Raw genomic sequence first — 17,541 nt, forward strand, 5'->3', positions numbered from 1 at the left:
CGATGACAACACACGACTACCACGCCGAGGTGCACTGGATGCGCGGCGACCAGCCGTTCACCGACAACCGCTACAGCCGCCGGCACGACTGGCATTTCGACGGCGGCGCGACGGTGCCGGGCTCGTCGTCGCCGCATTCGGTGCGGGTCCCGTTCTCCGACCCGGGCGCGGTCGACCCCGAGGAGGCCTTCGTCGCATCGATCGCCAGCTGCCACATGCTGTGGTTCCTGGGGCTGGCCGCGAAGGCGGGCTGGGTGGTCGACGACTACCGGGACGCGGCGGTCGGCATCATGGCGCCGGATGCCGACGGCAGGATGGCCGTCACGCGCGTGACGCTGCACCCGGCCGTGCGCTACGGCGGCGAGCGCCGCCCCGATGCCGCCGAGCAGGCGCGCCTGCACCACGAGGCGCACGACAACTGCTTCATCGCGAACTCGGTGAAGTCCGAGGTGCGCTGCGAACCCCTGCCGACCCCGTGACCTGGAGCTGCCGATGTACTCGCCCCGCCATTTCGAAGAGACCCGCCCCGAGGTGCTGCACGCGCTGGTGCGCACGCACCCGCTCGGGCTGCTGATCACGCAGGATGCAGACGGCGGCCTCGCGGCCAACCCGGTGCCCTTCCTGCTGGAGCACGACGACGCCGGCCGCGCCGTGCTGCGCGCCCACGTCGCGCGCGCCAACCCGGTGTGGCAGGCGGCGCGCCGCGATGTCGCATCGCTGGTGGTGTTCCAGGGCCCGCAGGCCTACGTGTCGCCGGGCTGGTATCCGTCGAAGGCCGAGCACGGCAAGGTGGTGCCGACCTGGAACTACGTGATGGTGCAGGCACGCGGCAGGCTGCAGGTGCACGAGGACCCGGCGTGGCTGCTGTCCCTGGTGACCCGGCTGACGCAGCGGCACGAGGCCGCGCTGCCGGCGCCGTGGGCGGTGGCCGATGCGCCGGCCGATTTCGTCGACGGCATGCTGCGCGCGATCGTCGGCATCGAGATCCCGCTCGATGCGCTGACCGGCAAGTGGAAGGTGAGCCAGAACCGCTCGGCCGCCGACCGCGGGGGCGTCGCGGACGGCCTGCGCGCGGTGGGTGGCGACGAGGCGGTCAATATGTCCAAGTGGGTGCAGCCCACGGGCTGAGGGCGCGGGAGGATACTCGCGAGGCGATGAAACGCCTCCTGTTCACTATCCTGCTGTGGGCCACCGCCTCGGGTGCGCAGGCCCTGCCGCCCGTCCCCGACACGCTGGCGCAGCGCGTGCAGGCCTGCACCGGCTGCCACGGCAAGGAAGGCCGCGCCGCGCGCGACGGCTACTACCCGCGCATCGCCGGCAAGCCGGCCGCCTACCTGTTCCACCAGCTGCAGGGCTTTCGCGACGGGCGCCGCCAGTACGCGCTGATGACCGGCCTGCTCGATCCGCTGAGCGATGCCTACCTGCGCGAGATCGCGGATCACTTCGCATCGCTCGACCTGCCGTATTCGCCGCCCGCCCCCGGACCGGCCTTGCCGGCCGGCGTGGCGCGCCGCGGCGAGCAGCTGACGCAGCAGGGCGACCCGGCGCGCAAGCTGCCGGCCTGCACCGCCTGCCACGGCAGCGCGCTGACCGGCGTGGCACCGGCCATCCCCGGGCTGCTGGGCCTGCCGCGCGACTACCTGGTTGCGCAGCTCGGCGCCTGGCGCACCGGCACGCGCCGCGCATTGGCACCCGACTGCATGGCGCAGGTGGCGCAGGCCTTGTCGCCGGAGGATGTCAGCGCGATCGCGCAGTGGCTGGCAGCGCAGCCGGTGCCGCAGGATGCACACCCCGCCACCACGCTGCCGGCCGCGCTGCCGCTGGGCTGCGGTGGCGTGCCCGATGCGGCAAAGGCGGCGAAATGAAGCGCGCACTGGTCGCCGTCGTGTTGCTGCTGGCCGGCCTGGCCGCGCTGGTGCTGGCGCTGAACTTCCGCGATGAATCCCCCCTGGTGGCCGATGGCGCGCCGCCAACCGCTGAGCAGGTCGCCCGCGGCGAGTACCTGGCCCGGGCCGGCAACTGCCGCGGTTGCCACACCGAGCGCGGCGCGGCGCCGTACGCCGGCGGCCGCGGCATCGCCACGCCCTTCGGTACCGTGTTCGCGCCCAACCTGACGCCGAACCCCGAGCACGGCCTGGGCCGCTGGACCACCGCGCAGTTCTGGCGCGCGATGCACAACGGGCGCTCGGCCGATGGCCGGCTGCTGTACCCGGCTTTCCCGTACACCGAGCTGACGCGCATCACGCGCGAGGATTCGGATGCGCTGTTCGCCTACCTGCGCAGCCTGCCGGCCGTCGACAAGCCGAACCGGCCGCATGCGCTGGGCTTCCCTTACGACACGCAGGCGGCGCTGGCGGTGTGGCGCGCGGCGTTCTTCCGGCCCGGCACGGTGCAGCACGACGACAAGCGCTCGGCGGCCTGGAACCGTGGCGCCTACCTGGTCGAAGGCCTCGGGCATTGCAATGCCTGCCACTCCAGCCGCAATGCGCTGGGCGCCAGCTCGGGCGACGCGCTGGGCGGCGGGCTGATCCCGATCCAGAACTGGTACGCGCCGGCGCTGAACGATGCGCGCGAAGCCGGTGTTGCCGGGTGGGAGCTGCCGCAGATCGTCAGCCTGCTGCAGGGGGGTGTCTCCAACGGCGGCAACAATGGCAGCAACAGCGGCGGCAACGTCACCGGCCCCATGGCCGAGGTGGTGGCCGGCAGCCTGCAGCACCTGCGGCCCGACGACCTGCTCGCGATCGCCACCTACCTGAAAGAGCTGCCACAGGAGCCTTCCGCGCCGCCCACAGTAGCGCTCGCCGCGAGCGCACCGGCGGCCCTGCGGGCGCAAGGTGCAGACCTGTACCGCCAGCACTGCGTGGATTGCCACGGTGAACAGGGCGAAGGTGCTGCGCCCGCCTACCCGCCGTTGGCCGGCAACCGGGCGGTGACGATGGCCTCGCCGGCGAACCTGGTGCACCTCGTGCTGGAAGGCGGTTTCCCACCGTCGACCGCGGCCAATCCGCGGCCCTACGGCATGCCGCCGTTCGCGACCCAGCTCAGCGACGCCGAGCTGGCGAGCGTGTTGAACTTCGTGCGCGGCGCCTGGGGGAACGAGGGTTCCGAGGTATCGGCCCTCGACGTGGCAAAGCTGCGCAGTGTCAGATGAACGCGCCGACCTGAACCGCGGCCAGCAGGCCCAGCCCGAGCGCCAGCAGCCAGCCCTGGATCTCGCCACGGCGTTGCGACGGACGCAGGCGATGCGGCCGGCTCAGCAGCGCGAGCACCAGCGACACGCTGCCCGACACGACGAACAGCACCGCCATCGCGAGGCTGAGGCTGCTGCCCGGCCGGTGCTCGGCCATCTGCATCACCGCGAGACCCATCAGCGCACCGGTGCCCAGGGACAACAGCGAGTCGCGTGCGGTGGCGACGGAGGCGGGCGACTGGCCGGATGACTGCGACATGGAGGGCTCTCTGAAGGAGCCGCCATTGTCGGCAGCGCGGGCTCGGCGCAGTCCGCGCAAAACGTGGCCGATCCCACGCCAGTCCTGGTCTTCATCGCCCGTCGCGCGTGCGATTGACGGACCTTGTACCCGCGGATAGGCTGCCGCACCGAGAACGATTTCACGAACCACAGGGGGAATTGATCCATGACCAGCCGTCGTCATCCATTCGTCCTGGCCCTGGGCCTGCTCGCTTTCGGCGGTGCCGGCAGCAGCCAGGCGGCCGAGGCCACCGACTACCTGAACCAGAAGCTGTGGATCCAGCTGGGCGCGTTCCGCCCGACGATCGACTCGCGCATCCAGGTCGACCATCCCAGCACCGGTGCGGCCGGCACCAACCTCAACCTGGAAGACGAGCTGGGCCTGGCCGAGCACAAGACCCTGGGCACGCTGCTGGTCGGGGCGCGCTTCGGCGAGCGCTGGCGCGCCGAGTTCGAATACTTCTCGCTGAGCCGCAGCTCGGACAAGACCATCCTCGAGACCTCGATCGTCGTCGACGACACCACCTACCCGGTGTCGGCCTCGCTGGCCAGCGAGTTCGATTCGAAGGTGGCGCGCGCGAGCGTCGGCTACTCGTTCTACAAGACCGACGAGGCCGAGGCCGGCGCGGTGGCCGGGCTGCACGTCACGCGCTTCAAGTTCGTCGTCGAGGGCGACGGCAACGCCGGGTCCGGGCCGGTGACGATCCGCCGCGAGGAGGCATCGCACACCGTGCCGCTGCCGACGGCGGGCGTGTACGGCACCTATGCCTTCGCGCCGAGCTGGCTGGCCTCGGGCCGGGCCGACGTGTTCGCGATCAACTACAAGGGCCACAAGGGAAGGCTGCTGAACTTCCAGGCCAACGTGGCCTACCGCTTCACCGGCAACTTCGCGGTCGGCGTGGGCTACCGCTACGACAACTACAAGCTGACCGAGACGCGCCGGGATCCGCGCGGCGAAGTTCGCTACACCTTCCAGGGCCCTCAGGTCTTCATCGACGCGGGATTCTGACCATGGGCGCGGAGACAGCGGCCGCGCCCGACCCGGCGCTGTTCCTGCACGTGCGGGTGGTGCTCAGCATGGTGGTGAGCCTGAGCATCGCGCGGCTGCTGTCGGGGCTGGCGGTGTTCGTGCAGCACCCGGGGCGGCAGAAGCCGTACTGGGTGCACCTGCTGTGGGTGGTCTCGACGCTGCTGCTGGTGGTGCACTTCTGGTGGTGGGAGTTCCGCCTCGCGCACCTGCCGGCGTGGCGCTTCGAGATCTACGTCTACGTGCTGTTCTACGCGGCGCTGAACTACCTGCTGTGCGCCTTCCTGTTCCCGAACGACCTGGACGAGTACAGCGGCTGGCGCGACTACTTCATCTCGCGCCGGCGCTGGTTCTTCGGGCTGCTGGCGCTGACCTTCGTGGTCGACCTGGGCGACACCTGGATCAAGGGCAGCGCGCTGCTGCCGAACCTCGGCCTCGAATACCCGCTGCGTGCCGGTGCCTACGTGCTGCTGTGCATCGTCGCGGGCACCGTGCGCAGCCCGCTGTTCCATGGCGTGTTCGCGGTGGCCAGCCTGCTGTACCAGGTGAGCTTCATCCTGCGGCTGTACGACGTGATCCAGTGAGGCCGGCGCCCTGAACCGTGCTGCTGCGACCCTAGGGCTGCCCGAGGAAGAAATACGCCGCACGGTTGCCGCCGTCGGCGATGCCGTATGCGAGGTACACCGGCCCGATCGGCGTGTCCAGCGCCAGGTACAGCGAGTGCCCGCGCCGCAGCCGGTCCTTGTCGGTGCCGAACACCGAATCGCCGATGCGCCCGGCTTCGACCGACGCGCCCAGGTAGACGCCATCCAGGAAGCCCGGCCCGGCCAGCCGGTAGTTGTACGCGACGCGCCCGAAGCGCATCTCGGTGCCCAGCAGCTGCCCGGTGCGGTAGCCCGACAGCTGCAGGAAGCCGCCGAGGCTGAACACCTCGTAGCCCGGCAGCGCACCCTCCTTCAGGTTGCCGCCGGCACGCACCGAGCCGCGCAGCGCATGCGGCCCCCAATGCGCCGCGCCCTGCAGGTTCAGCGAAGCCTTGGTGTAGCTGTCCTGCGCGCCCAGCATGCCGCGCGAGAAGTAGACCCGCGCATCGCCGGCGACGCCGCTGCGCGGGAAGCGCAGGCTGTCGAGCCGGTCCACGCGCACGCGCGCCAGCACGCCGCCGGTGTCGGTGCGGTGGATCAGGTCCTCGGCGCGGACCACCGTCGTGTCGTCGGTGAACTTGACGCTGCCGCGCACCAGCCCGAGCCGCGCCTCGCCCGAGGTGCCCAGCGGCACGCCGACGTCGATGCCGGCCTCGGCCGTCTCGCGCCGGAAGCGTGCGATGCGCAGCCCGCTGTCCTTGTCGTAGATGTCGAAGGGCTCGTCCTGAAGCTCCACGCGCGGCGCGACGAACACGCGCTGGCGCTGCGTCAGCGGCTGGTACCACTCGCTGGCCAGCCGGTCGGTGCGGCCGATCTGCAGGTCGTTGCGCCATTCGGCGCCCAGCGCGTTCAGCCAGGTCCAGCGGTGGCTTGCATACAGGTTGAAGAAGGCGTTGCCCTCGAAATCCGACGACAGGCCCAGGCCCAGGCGCACGTAGTTCGGGCCCCAGGATTTCTCGGTCACCTCGGCCTGCAGCACGCGGCTGCCCGACTCGTCGACCAGCGTGTAGTTGACGGCCTCGAAGTCACCGCGCGCATAGATGCGCTTGATGTCGCGGTCCATGCGCTGCGGATCGAGCGGCGCGCCGGCCTGCGTCTCCATCGACGCCAGCACCACCTCGGGATTGACCACCTGCGTGCCGACCACGCGCACCTCGTCGATGACCTGCGCCACGTCGCCCGGCGCAGCGAAGCGCGAGGCCATCAGCGCGGCATAGGCGTCGGCCGGCAGCTGGTAGCGCGCGAGCTGCGAGGCCACCGCCTGTGCGGCCCGCTCGCCGCGGCGCGCCGCCTCGCCCAGCTGGTCGAAGGCGGACGAGGTGATCTCGCCCAGTTCGGGCGCGATCAGCACGTCGCCCGGCTTCAGCTCGCTCAGCGATTCCTGCACGTTGGCGCCGATCAGGATGCGCAGCATCTGGTCGGACACCGACACCACCGACGTGATCTCGTCGCGCCGCAGCAGCGGCGTGCCGATGTTGACCGCGATCACGACGTCGGCGCCGAGCCGGCGCGCCACGTCCACCGGCAGGTTGCGCTTGAGCCCGCCGTCGACCAGCAGGTGGCCGTCGATCTCGACCGGGTTCACCGCGCCGGGGATGGCCATGCTGGCGCGCGCCGCGAGCGCCAGCTGGCCGTGCGCCAGCACCACCATCTCGGCGGTGGCCAGGTCGGTCGCGACGGCACGGAACGGGATCGGCAGGCGGTCGAAATCGGTGCTGCGCTGGTGGCGCGTCAGGCGGCGAAGCACCACCTCGAGCGACACGCCGGCCACCGCGCCCTTCGGCAGCGACAGGCCGTGCGGCCCGAGGCCGAATTCCGGCCCGAGGAAGTTGGTGGCGTCGTCCAGCTTGCGGCGCAGCGGCACCTCGTCGCGGTCGGTGTCGCGGAACAGCACCGAGGTGCTGAGCGTGCCCATCTCCTTCTCGATCTCGGCCAGCGGCAACCCGCTCGCATAGGCCGAGCCGACGATGGCCCCGGCGCTGGTGCCGACGATCACGTCGACCGGCACATGCAGCTCTTCGAGCACCTTCAGCACGCCGATGTGCGCGCCGCCGCGGGCGCCACCGCCCGACAGCACGAGGCCGATGCGCGGGCGCGCGGCGTCGGCCGCCGCCGCGGGCAGCTGCCAGGCCAGGCACAGTGCCAGCCCGCACGCCGCCGCACGCATCGCCGTCAGCGCGCGGAGGCGGCCGATGCGGCTGGCTGCACCGGCACCGGCACGATCACGCCGGGTGCGAGCGAGATCTCGTCCTGCACGCGCACGCCGGTGACGTAGTAGCGGGTCTCGCCGAAGCAGCTGGTGGGCAGGCCGACCTTCTGCTCGTAGTGCAGCGCGACGCGCTTGCCCATCACCAGGTTGACCTTGTTGGCCGTCTCTTCGTCCCAGATCGTGAAGCGGAACTTCTCAGGCGTGCTGCCGGGCAGCGACACCAGCGCCAGCTCGCCCTCCCAGGTCTTGCAGACCCAGCCCTTGCGCGACAGTTGCTGCACCCAGCCGGCGCGTTCGCCGTCCGAGTAGCTCCAGCGCATCACGAGGATGCAGTACAGCACCACCAGCGCCGCGAGGATCAGGGGCACCAGCAACCATTTCATTGCGCGCATCGAACATCCTCCGGGAGACAGGGCTGGCCGGGCGTCGATCGCACGGCTCGGTTGTGCTGCGGCGGAAGTCTAACGCGCGCCTTGACGTAACATTCGATGCAGCTTCCCGGCCTGCGTTTCACCGACTCCCCATGGGCGCCAAAGAACAGATCCTCGAACGGTTCGCGTCGCTCAGCCCGCAGATCCAGGCCGCCGCGAAGTACATCGTCGACCACCCGAACGAGGTGGTGGTCCGGTCGATGCGGACGCTGGCCGACAGCGCCGGCATCCAGCCGGCCACTTTCGTGCGGCTGGCCCAGCAACTCGGCTACGACGGCTGGCCCGCCCTGAAGGCGGCCTTCGCCGACGAGCTCGGGCTCGGCAGCGAGGGCTATGGCCAGCGCGCGCGCAACCTGGCCGCGCGCGGCCGCGACGGCGACCTGCTCGGCGAGCTGTTCGTCGCGCAGCGCCGCAACCTCGACCTGACCGAAGCCCTGTGCGCGCAGTCGCTGCGCGAGGCCGTCAAGGCGCTCAAGCGCGCGAAGGCGGTGCACGTCGCCGGCTTCCGCGCCAGCTTCCCGGTGGCGCACGCGCTGGCCTACGGCCTGCGGCTGTTCCGCCACCCGGTGCAGCTGGTGGACGGGCACGGCGGTGGCCTCGAGATGCAGCTGCGGGCCGTCGAGCGCAACGATTGCGTCGTCGTCGTCGGTTTCGCACCGTACTCGCGCGAGTCGGTCGCGGTCGCCGAAGCCGCCCAGGCTGCGGGCGCCAGGCTCGTGGCACTGACCGACAGCAACGCATCGCCGCTGGCCCTGCTGGCCGACGTGCCGGTGCTGTTCTCGCCGGCCAGCCCGTCGTTCTTCCCGTCGGTGGCCGCCGCGGTCGCCGTCGTCGAGGCCCTGCTCGAGCTGCTGGTCGCCGACGCCGGCGAGGCTGCTTCGCAGCAGATCGACCGCGCCGAACAGCAGCTGTTCGACTCGGGTGCCTACGTCCAGTCCCCCGTCCGCCGGAATCCCGCCAAGCCGTAGCCCGGATGCCGATCCGGGATGCACCGCAACGCGTTCGTTGCGGAGCATCCGTTTTCGCAACACTTGTTGCGAAAAGATTAAATGTTGCATAGAATTGATATGTGATTCAAACGTTTCAAGTCCGATGAGTAAGATCCTTCACCGCTCCTTGCGTTCGACCCCACCGGTGGCCGTGGGCGCCCAGGGCATCCAGATCACCGACCGCGATGGCCGGACCTACATCGACGCCAGCGGCGGTGCCGCCGTGTCCTGCCTGGGACATGCGCACCCCGACGTGCTGGCCGCGATGCATGCCCAGATCGACCGGCTCGCCTATGCGCATACCGGCTTCTTCAGTTCCGATGCCTCGGAGGCGCTGGCCGACCACCTGGTCGCGCACGCCCCCGCCGGGCTGGACCAGGTCTACTTCGTTTCGGGCGGCTCCGAGGCCGTCGAGGCGGCGCTCAAGCTGGCGCGCCAGTATTTCGTCGAGACCGGGCAGCCGCAACGCGAGGTGTTCGTCGGGCGGCGCCAGAGCTACCACGGCAACACGCTGGGCGCGCTGGCGGTCGGCGGCAACGAATGGCGCCGGCGCCAGTTCGCGCCGCTGCTGATCGACGTGGGTCGCGTGGCGCCCTGCTACGAGTACCGCGACCGCCAGGGGCACGAATCGCAGCGGGCCTACACGCAGCGGCTGCTGGACGAGCTCGAGCAGACCTTCCAGCGCATCGGCCCGCAACGCGTGATCGCGTTCGTCGCCGAGACGGTGGTCGGCGCGACCTCGGGCGCGGTGCCGGCGACGCCCGGCTACTTCGAGGGCGTGCGCGCGCTGTGCGACCGCCACGGCATCCTGTTGATCTGCGACGAGGTGATGTGCGGCATGGGCCGCACCGGCACGCTGCATGCCGTGGAGCAGGAAGGCATCGTGCCCGACCTGATGACGGTGGCCAAGGGCCTGGGCGGCGGCTACCAGCCGATCGGCGCGGTGCTCGCGTCCGGCCGCATCGTCGATGCGATCCGGCAAGGCAGCGGGCTGTTCCAGCACGGCCACACCTACATCGGCCACCCCACCGCCGCGGCAGCGGCGCTGGCCGTGCAGCAGGTGATCCAGCGCGACCGGCTGCTCGACGCCGTGCGCGAGCGCGGGGCTGACCTGCGGCGCCGACTCGGCGAGCGGCTGGGCCAGCACCCGCACGTCGGCGACATCCGCGGCCGCGGCCTGCTGATGGGCGTCGAGCTGGTGCGCGATCGCGCGTCGAAGGCGCCGTTCGACCCCGGCTTGTCGTTGCACGCCCGGGTCAAGGCACGGGCGATGGCGAACGGCCTGCTGGTCTACCCGATGGGCGGAACGATCGACGGCCGACACGGCGACCACGTGCTGCTCGCACCCCCCTTCATCGTCACCGCACCCCAGATCGACCAGATCGTCGACCGCCTCGGCAGCTCGATCGACCAAGCGATCGGCGAACTTCCTTCCAGCCCCATCGAAAGGACCGTCCCATGACCCCATCTTCGACACTGCGCGCGGCCTGCCTGGCCGCAGCCTGCATCACCCCGGCGCTGGCGGCGGAACCCGCCGGCATGCTGAAGAAGATCAGGGACAGCGGCGCCATCACGATCGGCTACCGCGAGAGCTCGATCCCGTTCTCGTACCTCGACGACAAGGCCCAGCCGGTCGGCTACACGATGGAGCTGTGCGGCCATGTCGTCGAGGCCTTGAAGAAGGAGCTGCGGATGCCGGCGCTGAAGGTCAACCTGCAGTCGGTGACGTCGGCCAACCGCATCCCGCTGGTGCAGAACGGCACCGTCGATATGGAGTGCGGTTCGACCGTGAACAACGCCGAGCGGCAGGCGCTGGTCGGCTTCAGCGACACCACCTTCGTGGTCGCCACCCGCTTCATCGCGAAGAAGGGCGACAACCTGAAGACCGTCGACGACCTGAAGGGCAAGACCATCGCAGCCACCACCGGCACCAACACGGTGAAGCGGGTGCGCGACCTCGACCAGGCGCGCAAGCTGGGCCTGACCATGGTCAACGGCAAGGATCACGCGGATTCGCTGCTGCTGGTGAGCAGCGGGCGCGCGGTCGCGTTCTTCGAGGACGACATCCTGCTGGTCGGCCTGGCCGCCTCGTCGCAGACGCCGAACGATTTCGCGTTGAGCGCCGAGGGCTACAGCGCCGACCCCTACGCGATCATGATCCCGAAGGGCGACGCCGAGTTCAAGCGCGTCGTCGACGCCACGCTGGCAGGGCTGTTCAAGAGCGGCGAGATCGACCGCATCTACGATCGCTGGTTCATGAAGCCGATCCCGCCGAAGAACATCGCGCTGAACTTCCCGATGGGGGCGGCGCTGAGGAAGGCGATCGCCACGCCGACCGACTCGCCGGATCCGGCCGGCTACCGCTGATGAGCGCCCCGATGGACGAAGACCGCCTGCCGCCGATCCCCGAGGCCCAGTGGACCGAGGCGCAGCAGCGGGTCGCGCGCGAGATCATCGACGGCCCGCGCGGGGCGCTGGTCGAGCCGTTCGTGCCGATGCTGCGCAGCCCGGAGCTGGCGCAACATGCGCAGCGCCTGGGCGAGTACCTGCGTTACCGCAGCGCGATCGGGCAGCGGCTGTCGGAACTGGCGATCCTGGTGACGGCACGGCACTGGACGCAGCCGGTCGAGTGGGCGATCCATGCGCCGATCGCGCTGCGCGAAGGCGTGTCGGCCGACACCATCGCCGCCATCGCAGAAGGCAGGCGCCCATCCGGCATGCCCGACGACGAGGCCCTGGTGCACGATTTCTCGGTGCAGCTGCACCGCGACCACCGCATCGACGACGCCACCTGGGCCGCCGCGCTGGCCCGCTTCGGCGAGCAGGGCACGGTCGACCTGATGGGCATCAACGGCTACTACGCCTTGCTGTCGATGGTGATGAACGGCGCTCGGACGCCCGCGCCGGCCTGGCCGATCTCCAGCCTGGACAGCTTGCCCGCGCCGTTGAGCGTGAACCTGAAGTAGGTGTTGAACTCGCCCCAGGTGTCGCTGTGGAAGACGCCGACCACCTCGGTGCCGTCGCCGTGCACCGCGGCGATGCGCGTGAAATACTCCTTGCCGATCTCGCGCGAGAACGACTTGAAGTCGCGCGTCGCGAGGCCTGCAGGCTGTCGATCAATCCGGTTCTTGCGAGGCGGTGCTGCATGCCTGCAATGCGGAGGCCATCAGAACGGAATGTCGTCGTCCATGTCGTCGAAGCCGGTCGACGACTTCGCGGCCGGCTTGGTCGGGGCCGGGCGCGAGGCCGGGGCCGGGCGTTCGGCGCGCTCGCCACCGCCGCTGCCACCCGCGCCGCGGCTGTAGCCGCCGCCACCGCCACCGCCACCGCCGTAGCTGCTGCCACCTTCTTCGCCACCACCGCCACCGCCGCCGCCTTCACGGCCGCCCAGCAGTTGCATGTTGTCGGCAATGATCTCGGTGGTGTACTTTTCGACGCCGTCCTTGTCCTGCCACTTGCGGGTCTTCAGGCGGCCCTCGACGTAGCACGAACGGCCCTTCTTCAGGTATTCGCCGGCGATCTCGGCCAGGCGGTCGTAGAACACCACGCGGTGCCATTCGGTTTCTTCCATCTTCTCGCCGGAGGTCTTGTCCTTCCAGTTGCGCGAGGTGGCGATGGTGACGTTGCAGATCGCCGCGCCGTTGGCGGAATAGCGGATTTCGGGATCGCGGCCCAGGTTGCCGATGAGAATGACTTTGTTGATCGAGGCCATGGGACGGCTCCTGATGTAGGGGACAAATTGATTTCTGGTCGCTTGCTCCCAGGCTGGCATCCGAGCCGCTGCAGAGGGAACCGGCCGCGTGGGGCCTGCACCCTCACATTTTACCGGATGGGCAGCGGCAGTATCCGGGCGCAATCTGGCGCCGTACCTTTCATGCCTGCGGCGGCGTGCTCGAGCTGCCCGCAATGACGTCGAAAAACGCGCGAACCATCCGCATGTCCTGGCGTTCGGCCAGACACACGGCGTGGGCGTAGGTGTGAATCGCCGCATCGCTGATGCGCACCGCGTGGAGGCCGGGCCCCGGCACGTACTCGGCTTCCGACACTGCGGCGATGCCCAGGCCTTGCGACACGGCCGCGCGGATGATCTCCCGGCTGGCGATCTCCATCACGATCTCGGGTTCGATCCCCGCCGCGGCCAGCGCCGACTCCAGTGCCTTGCGCGTCGTCGAGCCGGGCTCGCGCATCAGGAAGCGTTCACCCTGCAGCTCTGCCGTGCGGATGGTGCGCCGCCTGGCGAAGCGGTGCGTGGCGGCGCAGAAAATCAGCACCGGGTGCTCGCTGTAGGGCACGGACACGAATCGCTTGTCGCGAAACACCTGGGCAAGCACGCCGACATCGGCCCGGTAGTCGAGCAGCCGGTCGAGGACCTCCTGCGAGTTGCCCGTGCCGACCGAGACCGCGACGCCGGGATAGCGCTGGTGGAAGGCAGCCAACATGGCCGTCACGTGCGAAGGCCCGACGGCCGCCACGCGCAGTTGGCCGGAGCGCAGCTCGCCGGCGTCGCCGAGCAGCTGTATCGCGTCGGCCTCGAGACTGAATATCTGGCGCGAAAGATGTGCCAGCCGCTCTCCGAGTTCGGTGGGGCGCACGCGGCGACCGGTGCGATGGAACAGCTCGACCTTGTAGAGCGCTTCGAGCTGCCCGACCTGCGTGGTCACCGTGGGCTGGCTGACGTGCAGCTTCTCGGCTGCGCCGGTGAAGCTTCCTGTCGTCGCCACGGCGTGAAACGACCGCAGTTGTGTCAAACGCATGACCTTGCTTTCGGTGTGGCCCCGCGCGAACTATAGGTCTGCTGCGACGCCTGTTCATCTGAGCCACGGAGGGTGGCGCCGCCGACCCGGGCGGTCGGCACTCCCCGCGTTTTCCCTGTCGAACTATTGATCCACTCAATGTGTCGCCAGAAAAACTTGGATTGTTCAAATGCTCCCGTCGGTACGACATTGGCGATGCCCGCCGCCGAACCGCACCCGGCCGGCGACGGCGGCCGCCCGACAAGACCGACAGGAGACAACGATGAAGTTCACTCGACGCCACCTTCTGGCCACGGCCCCCGCGCTGCTCGGCGCGCCTTTGCTGGGCCTGGCCGCCCCGGCGCGTGCCGCCAGCGTGCTGACGGTCGGCCTGATCCCCTCGGAAGACTCGCGAGCGATGATCGCGAACAGCCAGAAGATGATGGACATGCTGGCCAAGGCCCTGAACATGGACGTCAAGCCCTTCGTCGCGGCCGACTACAACGGCGTCATCGAGGCGTTGCGCTCGAAGCGCCTGGACGTGGCCTACCTCGGGCCGTTTTCGTACGTGCTCGGCACCACGGTCGCCGACATCGAGGCCTTCGCTGTCGCCGAGACCAAGAAGGCCGGCCGCACCTACTACCACTCGCTCATCGTCGCCCACAAGGACAGCGGCATCAAGACGGTCGCCGACCTGAAGGGCAAGAACTTCGCCTTCGTCGACCCGAGCTCGACCTCGGGCCACCTGTTCCCGAAGGCCGGGCTGATCAAGGCCGGCTTCAACCCAGACAAGGACTTCGGCCGCGTCATCTTCTCGGGCTCGCACGACTCGAACGCCGTCGCGGTGCAGAACAGGAAGATCGATGCCGTCGCGATCGCCGACCGCATCCTCGACGCGGCCATCGCCAAGGGCCTGGCCAGGCGCGAGGACCTGGTGGTGGTGTGGAAGTCGGACCCGATCCCCGAGTCGCCCACGGTCTGGCGCAAGGACCTCGATCCCGAACTGAAGAAGCGCGTGCAGGCCGCCTTCCTGCAGGTCAAGGACATCCCGTGGTCGGACCAGGGCGAACTCAACGGCTTCCACCCGACCGACGACAAGGCCTACGACATCATCCGCGACACCGCGAAGGCCCTCAACCTCGACCTGAGGAAGCTGAAGTGATCAAGATCCGCGGCCTGACCAAGCGCTACGGCGAGATCGACGTCCTCAAGGGCCTGGACGTCGACGTGGCACCGGGCGAGTTCCTCGTCGTCCTCGGGCCCTCCGGGGCCGGCAAGTCGACCCTGCTGCGTTGCATCAACCGGCTCGCCGAGCCGACGCAGGGCGACATCCACATCGACGGCGAGCTCGCGACATCGAACGCGGCGAGCCTGCGCAAGCTGCGCCGCGAGGTCGCGATGATCTTCCAGCACTACAACGTCGTGCCGCGCCTGTCGGTGCAGAAGAACGTGCTGACCGGGCGGCTCGGCGCGGTGCCGTCGGTGCTGTCGTGGCTGCAGGTCTTCCCGCGCAAGGACGTCGAGATCGCCCGCGAATGCCTGCGGCACGTCGAACTCGACGAGAAGGCCGGGATGCGCACCGACACCCTGTCGGGCGGCCAGAAGCAGCGCGTGGGCATCGCCCGCGCACTCGCCCAGCAACCCAAGGTGATCCTCGCCGACGAGCCGGTGGCGAGCCTGGACCCGAAGACTTCGCGCACCGTGCTGACCTACCTGAAGCAGGCCAGCCGCGAGCTCGGCATCACGGTGATCTGCAACCTGCACCAGATCGACTACGCCAAGGAGTTCGGCGAACGGATCGTCGGCGTCTCGGCCGGTCGCATCGTCTTCGAGGGCAAGCCCGAGGCACTGACCGACGAGGTGCTGCAGCGCATCTACCCGGGGCTCGACGAAGGGCGCGCCCAGGCATCGCCGCCGCAGCGCGACGACGCGCCGGCCGCCGGCCTGCACAACTTCGCCCTCGAGGAGGCGTGAGATGAACATCGGTTCCTATACCTTCATGATGGCGCGTCCGGGCGGCAGCCTCGGCTGGTGGCCACGGATCGGTCTGGGCGTCGCGGCCGTCGGCGTGCTCTGGTGGGCCGCACGCGGCAGCCAGGTCAGCGTCAGCGAGCTGGTGAAGGGCGCGCCTTGGATCGCCGACTTCCTGTCGCGCATGTTCCCGCCCAACTGGGCCTTCATCGACAAGCTGGTCACGCCGGCGATCGAGACGGTGCAGATCGCGCTCTGGGGCACGCTGCTCGCGGTGATCCTGGCGGTGCCGGTGTGCTTCTTCGCGGCGCGCAACCTGACACCGAACATGGTGGTCTTCCACTTCACCCGCCAGGTGTTCAACGTCACGCGCGGCATCAACGAGATCATCCTGGCGCTCGTGTTCGTCGCGGCCGTCGGCCTGGGCCCGTTCCCCGGCGTGCTGGCGCTTGCGGTGCACGGCGCCGGCATGCTCGGCAAGTTCTTCTCCGAGTCGATCGAGGAGATCGACCAGGGCCCGATCGAGGCACTGCGTTCGACCGGTGCCGGGCCGATCCAGATCGTCATCTTCGGGGTGATCCCGCAGGTGATCACGGCCTGGATCGCCGTCGTGCTGTACCGCTTCGAGACCAACCTGCGCCAGGCCACCGTGCTCGGCATGGTCGGCGCCGGCGGCATCGGCTTCGAGCTGGTCGGCAGCATGAAGCTGTTCCAGTACCAGGACACCGCCACCTGCATCCTCGTGATCATCGCGATGGTGATGGTGGCCGACTACGTTTCGACCCGGCTGCGCGCCTGGATCCAGAAGGGAGCCCGTTGATGAACGCGAACCATGAATCCGTCGAGGCCAACGGCCGCCGCTACCTGAAGCCGGCCGCACCGGTGGTGGTGGTCTGCGTCGACGGTTGCGAGCCCGACTACATCACGCAAGCCATCCAGGCGGGCGTCGCCCCCTTCCTGCAGCGCATGCTGGCGAACGGCAGTTCGCTGATCGGCGACTGCGTGGTACCGAGCTTCACCAACCCGAACAACGTCTCGATCGTCACCGGCGTGCCACCTTCGGTGCACGGCATCTGCGGCAACTTCTTCTACGACGTCGCCGCCGACCGGGAAGTGATGATGAACGACCCGGCCTACCTGCGCGCACCGACGCTGCTGGCGGCCTTCGCCGACGCCGGCGCGGTGGTCGCGGCGGTGACGGCCAAGGACAAGCTGCGCACGATGCTGGGTCACGGGATGAAGGGCATCTGCTTCTCGGCCGAAAAGGCGGACAAGGCAACGATTGCCGAATGCGGCATCGACAACCTGCTGGCCCTCGTCGGCAAGCCGTTGCCCTCGGTCTACAGCGCCGACCTGAGCGAGTTCGTGTTCGCCGCGGGCGTGAAGCTGCTCGAGACGCGACGGCCCGACCTGACCTACCTGTCGACCACCGACTACGTGCAGCACAAGGCGGCGCCCGGCACGCCCGAGGCCAACGACTTCTACGCGATGATGGACGGCTACCTCGCGCAGCTCGACGCGCTCGGCGCGGTGATCGGCCTCACCGCCGACCACGGCATGAGCCCCAAGACCGATGCGGCCGGCCGGCCGCGCGTGATCTACCTGCAGGAGGCACTGGACCAGCACCTGGGCACCGGCCGGGCGCGCGTGATCCTGCCGATCACCGACCCCTACGTCGTGCACCACGGCGCGCTCGGTTCGTTCGCGACGGTCTACCTGCCGGTGGCGGCCCGTTCCCACGCGGTGCGTGCGCTGCAGGGCTTGCCGGGCATCGACGTGGTGATGACGCGCGAACAGGCGGTCGAGCGGTTCGAGCTGGCCGGTGATCGCATCGGCGACCTCGTGGTTGTCAGCGACCACCTCACCGTGCTCGGCACCAGCGCCGCGCGCCACGACCTCTCCGGCCTGACGGTACCGCTGCGCTCGCACGGCGGCATCTCCGAGCAGAAGGTGCCGCTTCTCTTCAACCGGCCGCTGCAGGGCGTGGACCCGGCACGGCGGCTGCGAAACTTCGACGTGTTCGACCTCGCGCTGAACCACGTCGCCGCGCCACGCCAGGGAAGCTGAC

19 protein-coding genes are annotated in these 17,541 nt (G+C 69.6%); 14 read left to right on the plus strand and 5 right to left on the minus strand.

Annotated features, from left to right (window positions below; genetic code table 11):
• The first annotated feature begins 2 nt into the window (after positions 1-2).
• Genes AC1DYN_RS00935 through AC1DYN_RS00950 form a run of 4 tightly spaced genes read left to right on the plus strand, consistent with a single transcriptional unit; the run spans position 3 to position 3,151 of the window.
• The gene (locus AC1DYN_RS00935; protein ID WP_477957207.1) at positions 3-479 is read left to right on the plus strand and encodes an OsmC family protein; all 477 of its coding nucleotides are present in this window, start codon (positions 3-5) and stop codon (positions 477-479) included.
• 13 nt (positions 480-492) lie between these two features.
• Positions 493-1,128 carry an FMN-binding negative transcriptional regulator gene (locus tag AC1DYN_RS00940; RefSeq protein ID WP_477957208.1) on the plus strand — a complete coding sequence of 212 codons (636 nt, stop codon included), beginning with the start codon at positions 493-495 and terminating at the stop codon, positions 1,126-1,128.
• Positions 1,129-1,154: 26 nt separating this feature from the next.
• Positions 1,155-1,865 (plus strand): c-type cytochrome, encoded by a 711-nt coding sequence (locus AC1DYN_RS00945; protein ID WP_477957209.1) that lies wholly within the window; start codon positions 1,155-1,157, stop codon positions 1,863-1,865.
• Positions 1,862-3,151: a c-type cytochrome gene (locus AC1DYN_RS00950; RefSeq protein ID WP_477957210.1), complete on the plus strand. Its 1,290-nt coding sequence runs from the start codon at positions 1,862-1,864 to the stop codon at positions 3,149-3,151. Before AC1DYN_RS00945 ends, AC1DYN_RS00950 begins: the two co-directional genes overlap by 4 nt.
• On the opposite strand, the gene AC1DYN_RS00955 is transcribed toward AC1DYN_RS00950, so the two are convergent.
• Entirely contained in the window at positions 3,144-3,449 is a 306-nt protein-coding gene (locus AC1DYN_RS00955; RefSeq protein ID WP_477957211.1) for a hypothetical protein, read from the minus strand. The genes AC1DYN_RS00950 and AC1DYN_RS00955 overlap by 8 nt on opposite strands.
• Before the next feature lie 186 nt (positions 3,450-3,635).
• Between AC1DYN_RS00955 and AC1DYN_RS00960 the strand changes: the two genes are divergently transcribed.
• Both AC1DYN_RS00960 and AC1DYN_RS00965 read left to right on the plus strand, forming a co-directional pair.
• The gene (locus tag AC1DYN_RS00960) at positions 3,636-4,478 is read left to right on the plus strand and encodes a hypothetical protein (protein ID WP_477957212.1); all 843 of its coding nucleotides are present in this window, start codon (positions 3,636-3,638) and stop codon (positions 4,476-4,478) included.
• Between the two features lie 2 nt (positions 4,479-4,480).
• Entirely contained in the window at positions 4,481-5,080 is a 600-nt protein-coding gene (locus tag AC1DYN_RS00965; RefSeq protein ID WP_477957213.1) for a hypothetical protein, read from the plus strand.
• A gap of 31 nt (positions 5,081-5,111) precedes the next feature.
• Here AC1DYN_RS00965 and AC1DYN_RS00970 read toward each other — a convergent pair whose 3' ends face one another.
• Together AC1DYN_RS00970 and AC1DYN_RS00975 are read right to left on the minus strand one after the other, a co-directional pair.
• Positions 5,112-7,307, minus strand: a complete 2,196-nt coding sequence (locus AC1DYN_RS00970; protein ID WP_477957214.1) for a patatin-like phospholipase family protein — start codon at positions 7,305-7,307, stop codon at positions 5,112-5,114.
• A 5-nt stretch (positions 7,308-7,312) separates the two neighbouring features.
• Entirely contained in the window at positions 7,313-7,732 is a 420-nt protein-coding gene (locus AC1DYN_RS00975; RefSeq protein ID WP_477957215.1) for a hypothetical protein, read from the minus strand.
• 140 nt (positions 7,733-7,872) lie between these two features.
• Between AC1DYN_RS00975 and AC1DYN_RS00980 the strand changes: the two genes are divergently transcribed.
• From AC1DYN_RS00980 to AC1DYN_RS00995, 4 genes are all read left to right on the plus strand, one after another.
• Positions 7,873-8,748 (plus strand): MurR/RpiR family transcriptional regulator, encoded by an 876-nt coding sequence (locus AC1DYN_RS00980; protein WP_477957216.1) that lies wholly within the window; start codon positions 7,873-7,875, stop codon positions 8,746-8,748.
• A 124-nt stretch (positions 8,749-8,872) separates the two neighbouring features.
• Complete coding sequence (locus tag AC1DYN_RS00985) at positions 8,873-10,231, plus strand: aspartate aminotransferase family protein (RefSeq protein WP_477957217.1); 1,359 nt, start codon at positions 8,873-8,875, stop codon at positions 10,229-10,231.
• Entirely contained in the window at positions 10,228-11,136 is a 909-nt protein-coding gene (locus tag AC1DYN_RS00990) for an amino acid ABC transporter substrate-binding protein (protein WP_477957218.1), read from the plus strand. The genes AC1DYN_RS00985 and AC1DYN_RS00990 overlap by 4 nt, the downstream gene beginning before the upstream one ends.
• Positions 11,136-11,735 (plus strand): carboxymuconolactone decarboxylase family protein, encoded by a 600-nt coding sequence (locus AC1DYN_RS00995; RefSeq protein WP_477957219.1) that lies wholly within the window; start codon positions 11,136-11,138, stop codon positions 11,733-11,735. Before AC1DYN_RS00990 ends, AC1DYN_RS00995 begins: the two co-directional genes overlap by 1 nt.
• A 200-nt stretch (positions 11,736-11,935) precedes the next feature.
• Here the strand turns inward: AC1DYN_RS00995 and ssb are convergent, their stop codons facing one another.
• Positions 11,936-12,481, minus strand: a complete 546-nt coding sequence (ssb, locus tag AC1DYN_RS01000; RefSeq protein ID WP_477957220.1) for a single-stranded DNA-binding protein — start codon at positions 12,479-12,481, stop codon at positions 11,936-11,938.
• A gap of 160 nt (positions 12,482-12,641) precedes the next feature.
• Positions 12,642-13,523 carry a LysR substrate-binding domain-containing protein gene (locus AC1DYN_RS01005; RefSeq protein ID WP_477957221.1) on the minus strand — a complete coding sequence of 294 codons (882 nt, stop codon included), beginning with the start codon at positions 13,521-13,523 and terminating at the stop codon, positions 12,642-12,644.
• Between the two features lie 262 nt (positions 13,524-13,785).
• Between AC1DYN_RS01005 and phnD the strand changes: the two genes are divergently transcribed.
• Genes phnD through phnA form a run of 4 tightly spaced genes read left to right on the plus strand, consistent with a single transcriptional unit; the run spans position 13,786 to position 17,540 of the window.
• Positions 13,786-14,664: a phosphonate ABC transporter substrate-binding protein gene (gene phnD / locus AC1DYN_RS01010; protein ID WP_477957222.1), complete on the plus strand. Its 879-nt coding sequence runs from the start codon at positions 13,786-13,788 to the stop codon at positions 14,662-14,664.
• Complete coding sequence (gene phnC, locus AC1DYN_RS01015; RefSeq protein WP_477957223.1) at positions 14,661-15,476, plus strand: phosphonate ABC transporter ATP-binding protein; 816 nt, start codon at positions 14,661-14,663, stop codon at positions 15,474-15,476. Before phnD ends, phnC begins: the two co-directional genes overlap by 4 nt.
• Position 15,477: 1 nt before the next feature.
• Positions 15,478-16,293: a phosphonate ABC transporter, permease protein PhnE gene (phnE, locus tag AC1DYN_RS01020; RefSeq protein ID WP_477957224.1), complete on the plus strand. Its 816-nt coding sequence runs from the start codon at positions 15,478-15,480 to the stop codon at positions 16,291-16,293.
• On the plus strand, positions 16,293-17,540 hold the full coding sequence (gene phnA / locus AC1DYN_RS01025; RefSeq protein WP_477957225.1) for a phosphonoacetate hydrolase: 1,248 nt from the start codon (positions 16,293-16,295) through the stop codon (positions 17,538-17,540). The genes phnE and phnA overlap by 1 nt, the downstream gene beginning before the upstream one ends.
• Position 17,541 lies beyond the last annotated feature (1 nt).

The organism is Rhizobacter sp. P2_D12 (assembly GCF_056404395.1).

Excerpts from the sequence above, each read along its gene's own strand:
- AC1DYN_RS00965 (WP_477957213.1), top strand. The coding sequence starts at position 4,481 with ATGGGCGCGGAGACAGCGGCCGCGCCCGACCCGGCGCTGTTCCTGCAC.
- AC1DYN_RS00960 (WP_477957212.1), top strand. The coding sequence starts at position 3,636 with ATGACCAGCCGTCGTCATCCATTCGTCCTGGCCCTGGGCCTGCTCGCT.
- phnA (WP_477957225.1), top strand. The coding sequence starts at position 16,293 with ATGAACGCGAACCATGAATCCGTCGAGGCCAACGGCCGCCGCTACCTG.
- AC1DYN_RS00985 (WP_477957217.1), top strand. The coding sequence starts at position 8,873 with ATGAGTAAGATCCTTCACCGCTCCTTGCGTTCGACCCCACCGGTGGCC.
- AC1DYN_RS00950 (WP_477957210.1), top strand. The coding sequence starts at position 1,862 with ATGAAGCGCGCACTGGTCGCCGTCGTGTTGCTGCTGGCCGGCCTGGCC.
- AC1DYN_RS00975 (WP_477957215.1), bottom strand. The coding sequence starts at position 7,732 with ATGAAATGGTTGCTGGTGCCCCTGATCCTCGCGGCGCTGGTGGTGCTG.
- AC1DYN_RS00945 (WP_477957209.1), top strand. The coding sequence starts at position 1,155 with ATGAAACGCCTCCTGTTCACTATCCTGCTGTGGGCCACCGCCTCGGGT.
- ssb (WP_477957220.1), bottom strand. The coding sequence starts at position 12,481 with ATGGCCTCGATCAACAAAGTCATTCTCATCGGCAACCTGGGCCGCGAT.
- phnE (WP_477957224.1), top strand. The coding sequence starts at position 15,478 with ATGAACATCGGTTCCTATACCTTCATGATGGCGCGTCCGGGCGGCAGC.
- AC1DYN_RS00970 (WP_477957214.1), bottom strand. The coding sequence starts at position 7,307 with ATGCGTGCGGCGGCGTGCGGGCTGGCACTGTGCCTGGCCTGGCAGCTG.
- AC1DYN_RS00995 (WP_477957219.1), top strand. The coding sequence starts at position 11,136 with ATGAGCGCCCCGATGGACGAAGACCGCCTGCCGCCGATCCCCGAGGCC.
- phnD (WP_477957222.1), top strand. The coding sequence starts at position 13,786 with ATGAAGTTCACTCGACGCCACCTTCTGGCCACGGCCCCCGCGCTGCTC.
- AC1DYN_RS00955 (WP_477957211.1), bottom strand. The coding sequence starts at position 3,449 with ATGTCGCAGTCATCCGGCCAGTCGCCCGCCTCCGTCGCCACCGCACGC.
- AC1DYN_RS00980 (WP_477957216.1), top strand. The coding sequence starts at position 7,873 with ATGGGCGCCAAAGAACAGATCCTCGAACGGTTCGCGTCGCTCAGCCCG.
- AC1DYN_RS00935 (WP_477957207.1), top strand. The coding sequence starts at position 3 with ATGACAACACACGACTACCACGCCGAGGTGCACTGGATGCGCGGCGAC.
- AC1DYN_RS00940 (WP_477957208.1), top strand. The coding sequence starts at position 493 with ATGTACTCGCCCCGCCATTTCGAAGAGACCCGCCCCGAGGTGCTGCAC.
- AC1DYN_RS00990 (WP_477957218.1), top strand. The coding sequence starts at position 10,228 with ATGACCCCATCTTCGACACTGCGCGCGGCCTGCCTGGCCGCAGCCTGC.
- AC1DYN_RS01005 (WP_477957221.1), bottom strand. The coding sequence starts at position 13,523 with ATGCGTTTGACACAACTGCGGTCGTTTCACGCCGTGGCGACGACAGGA.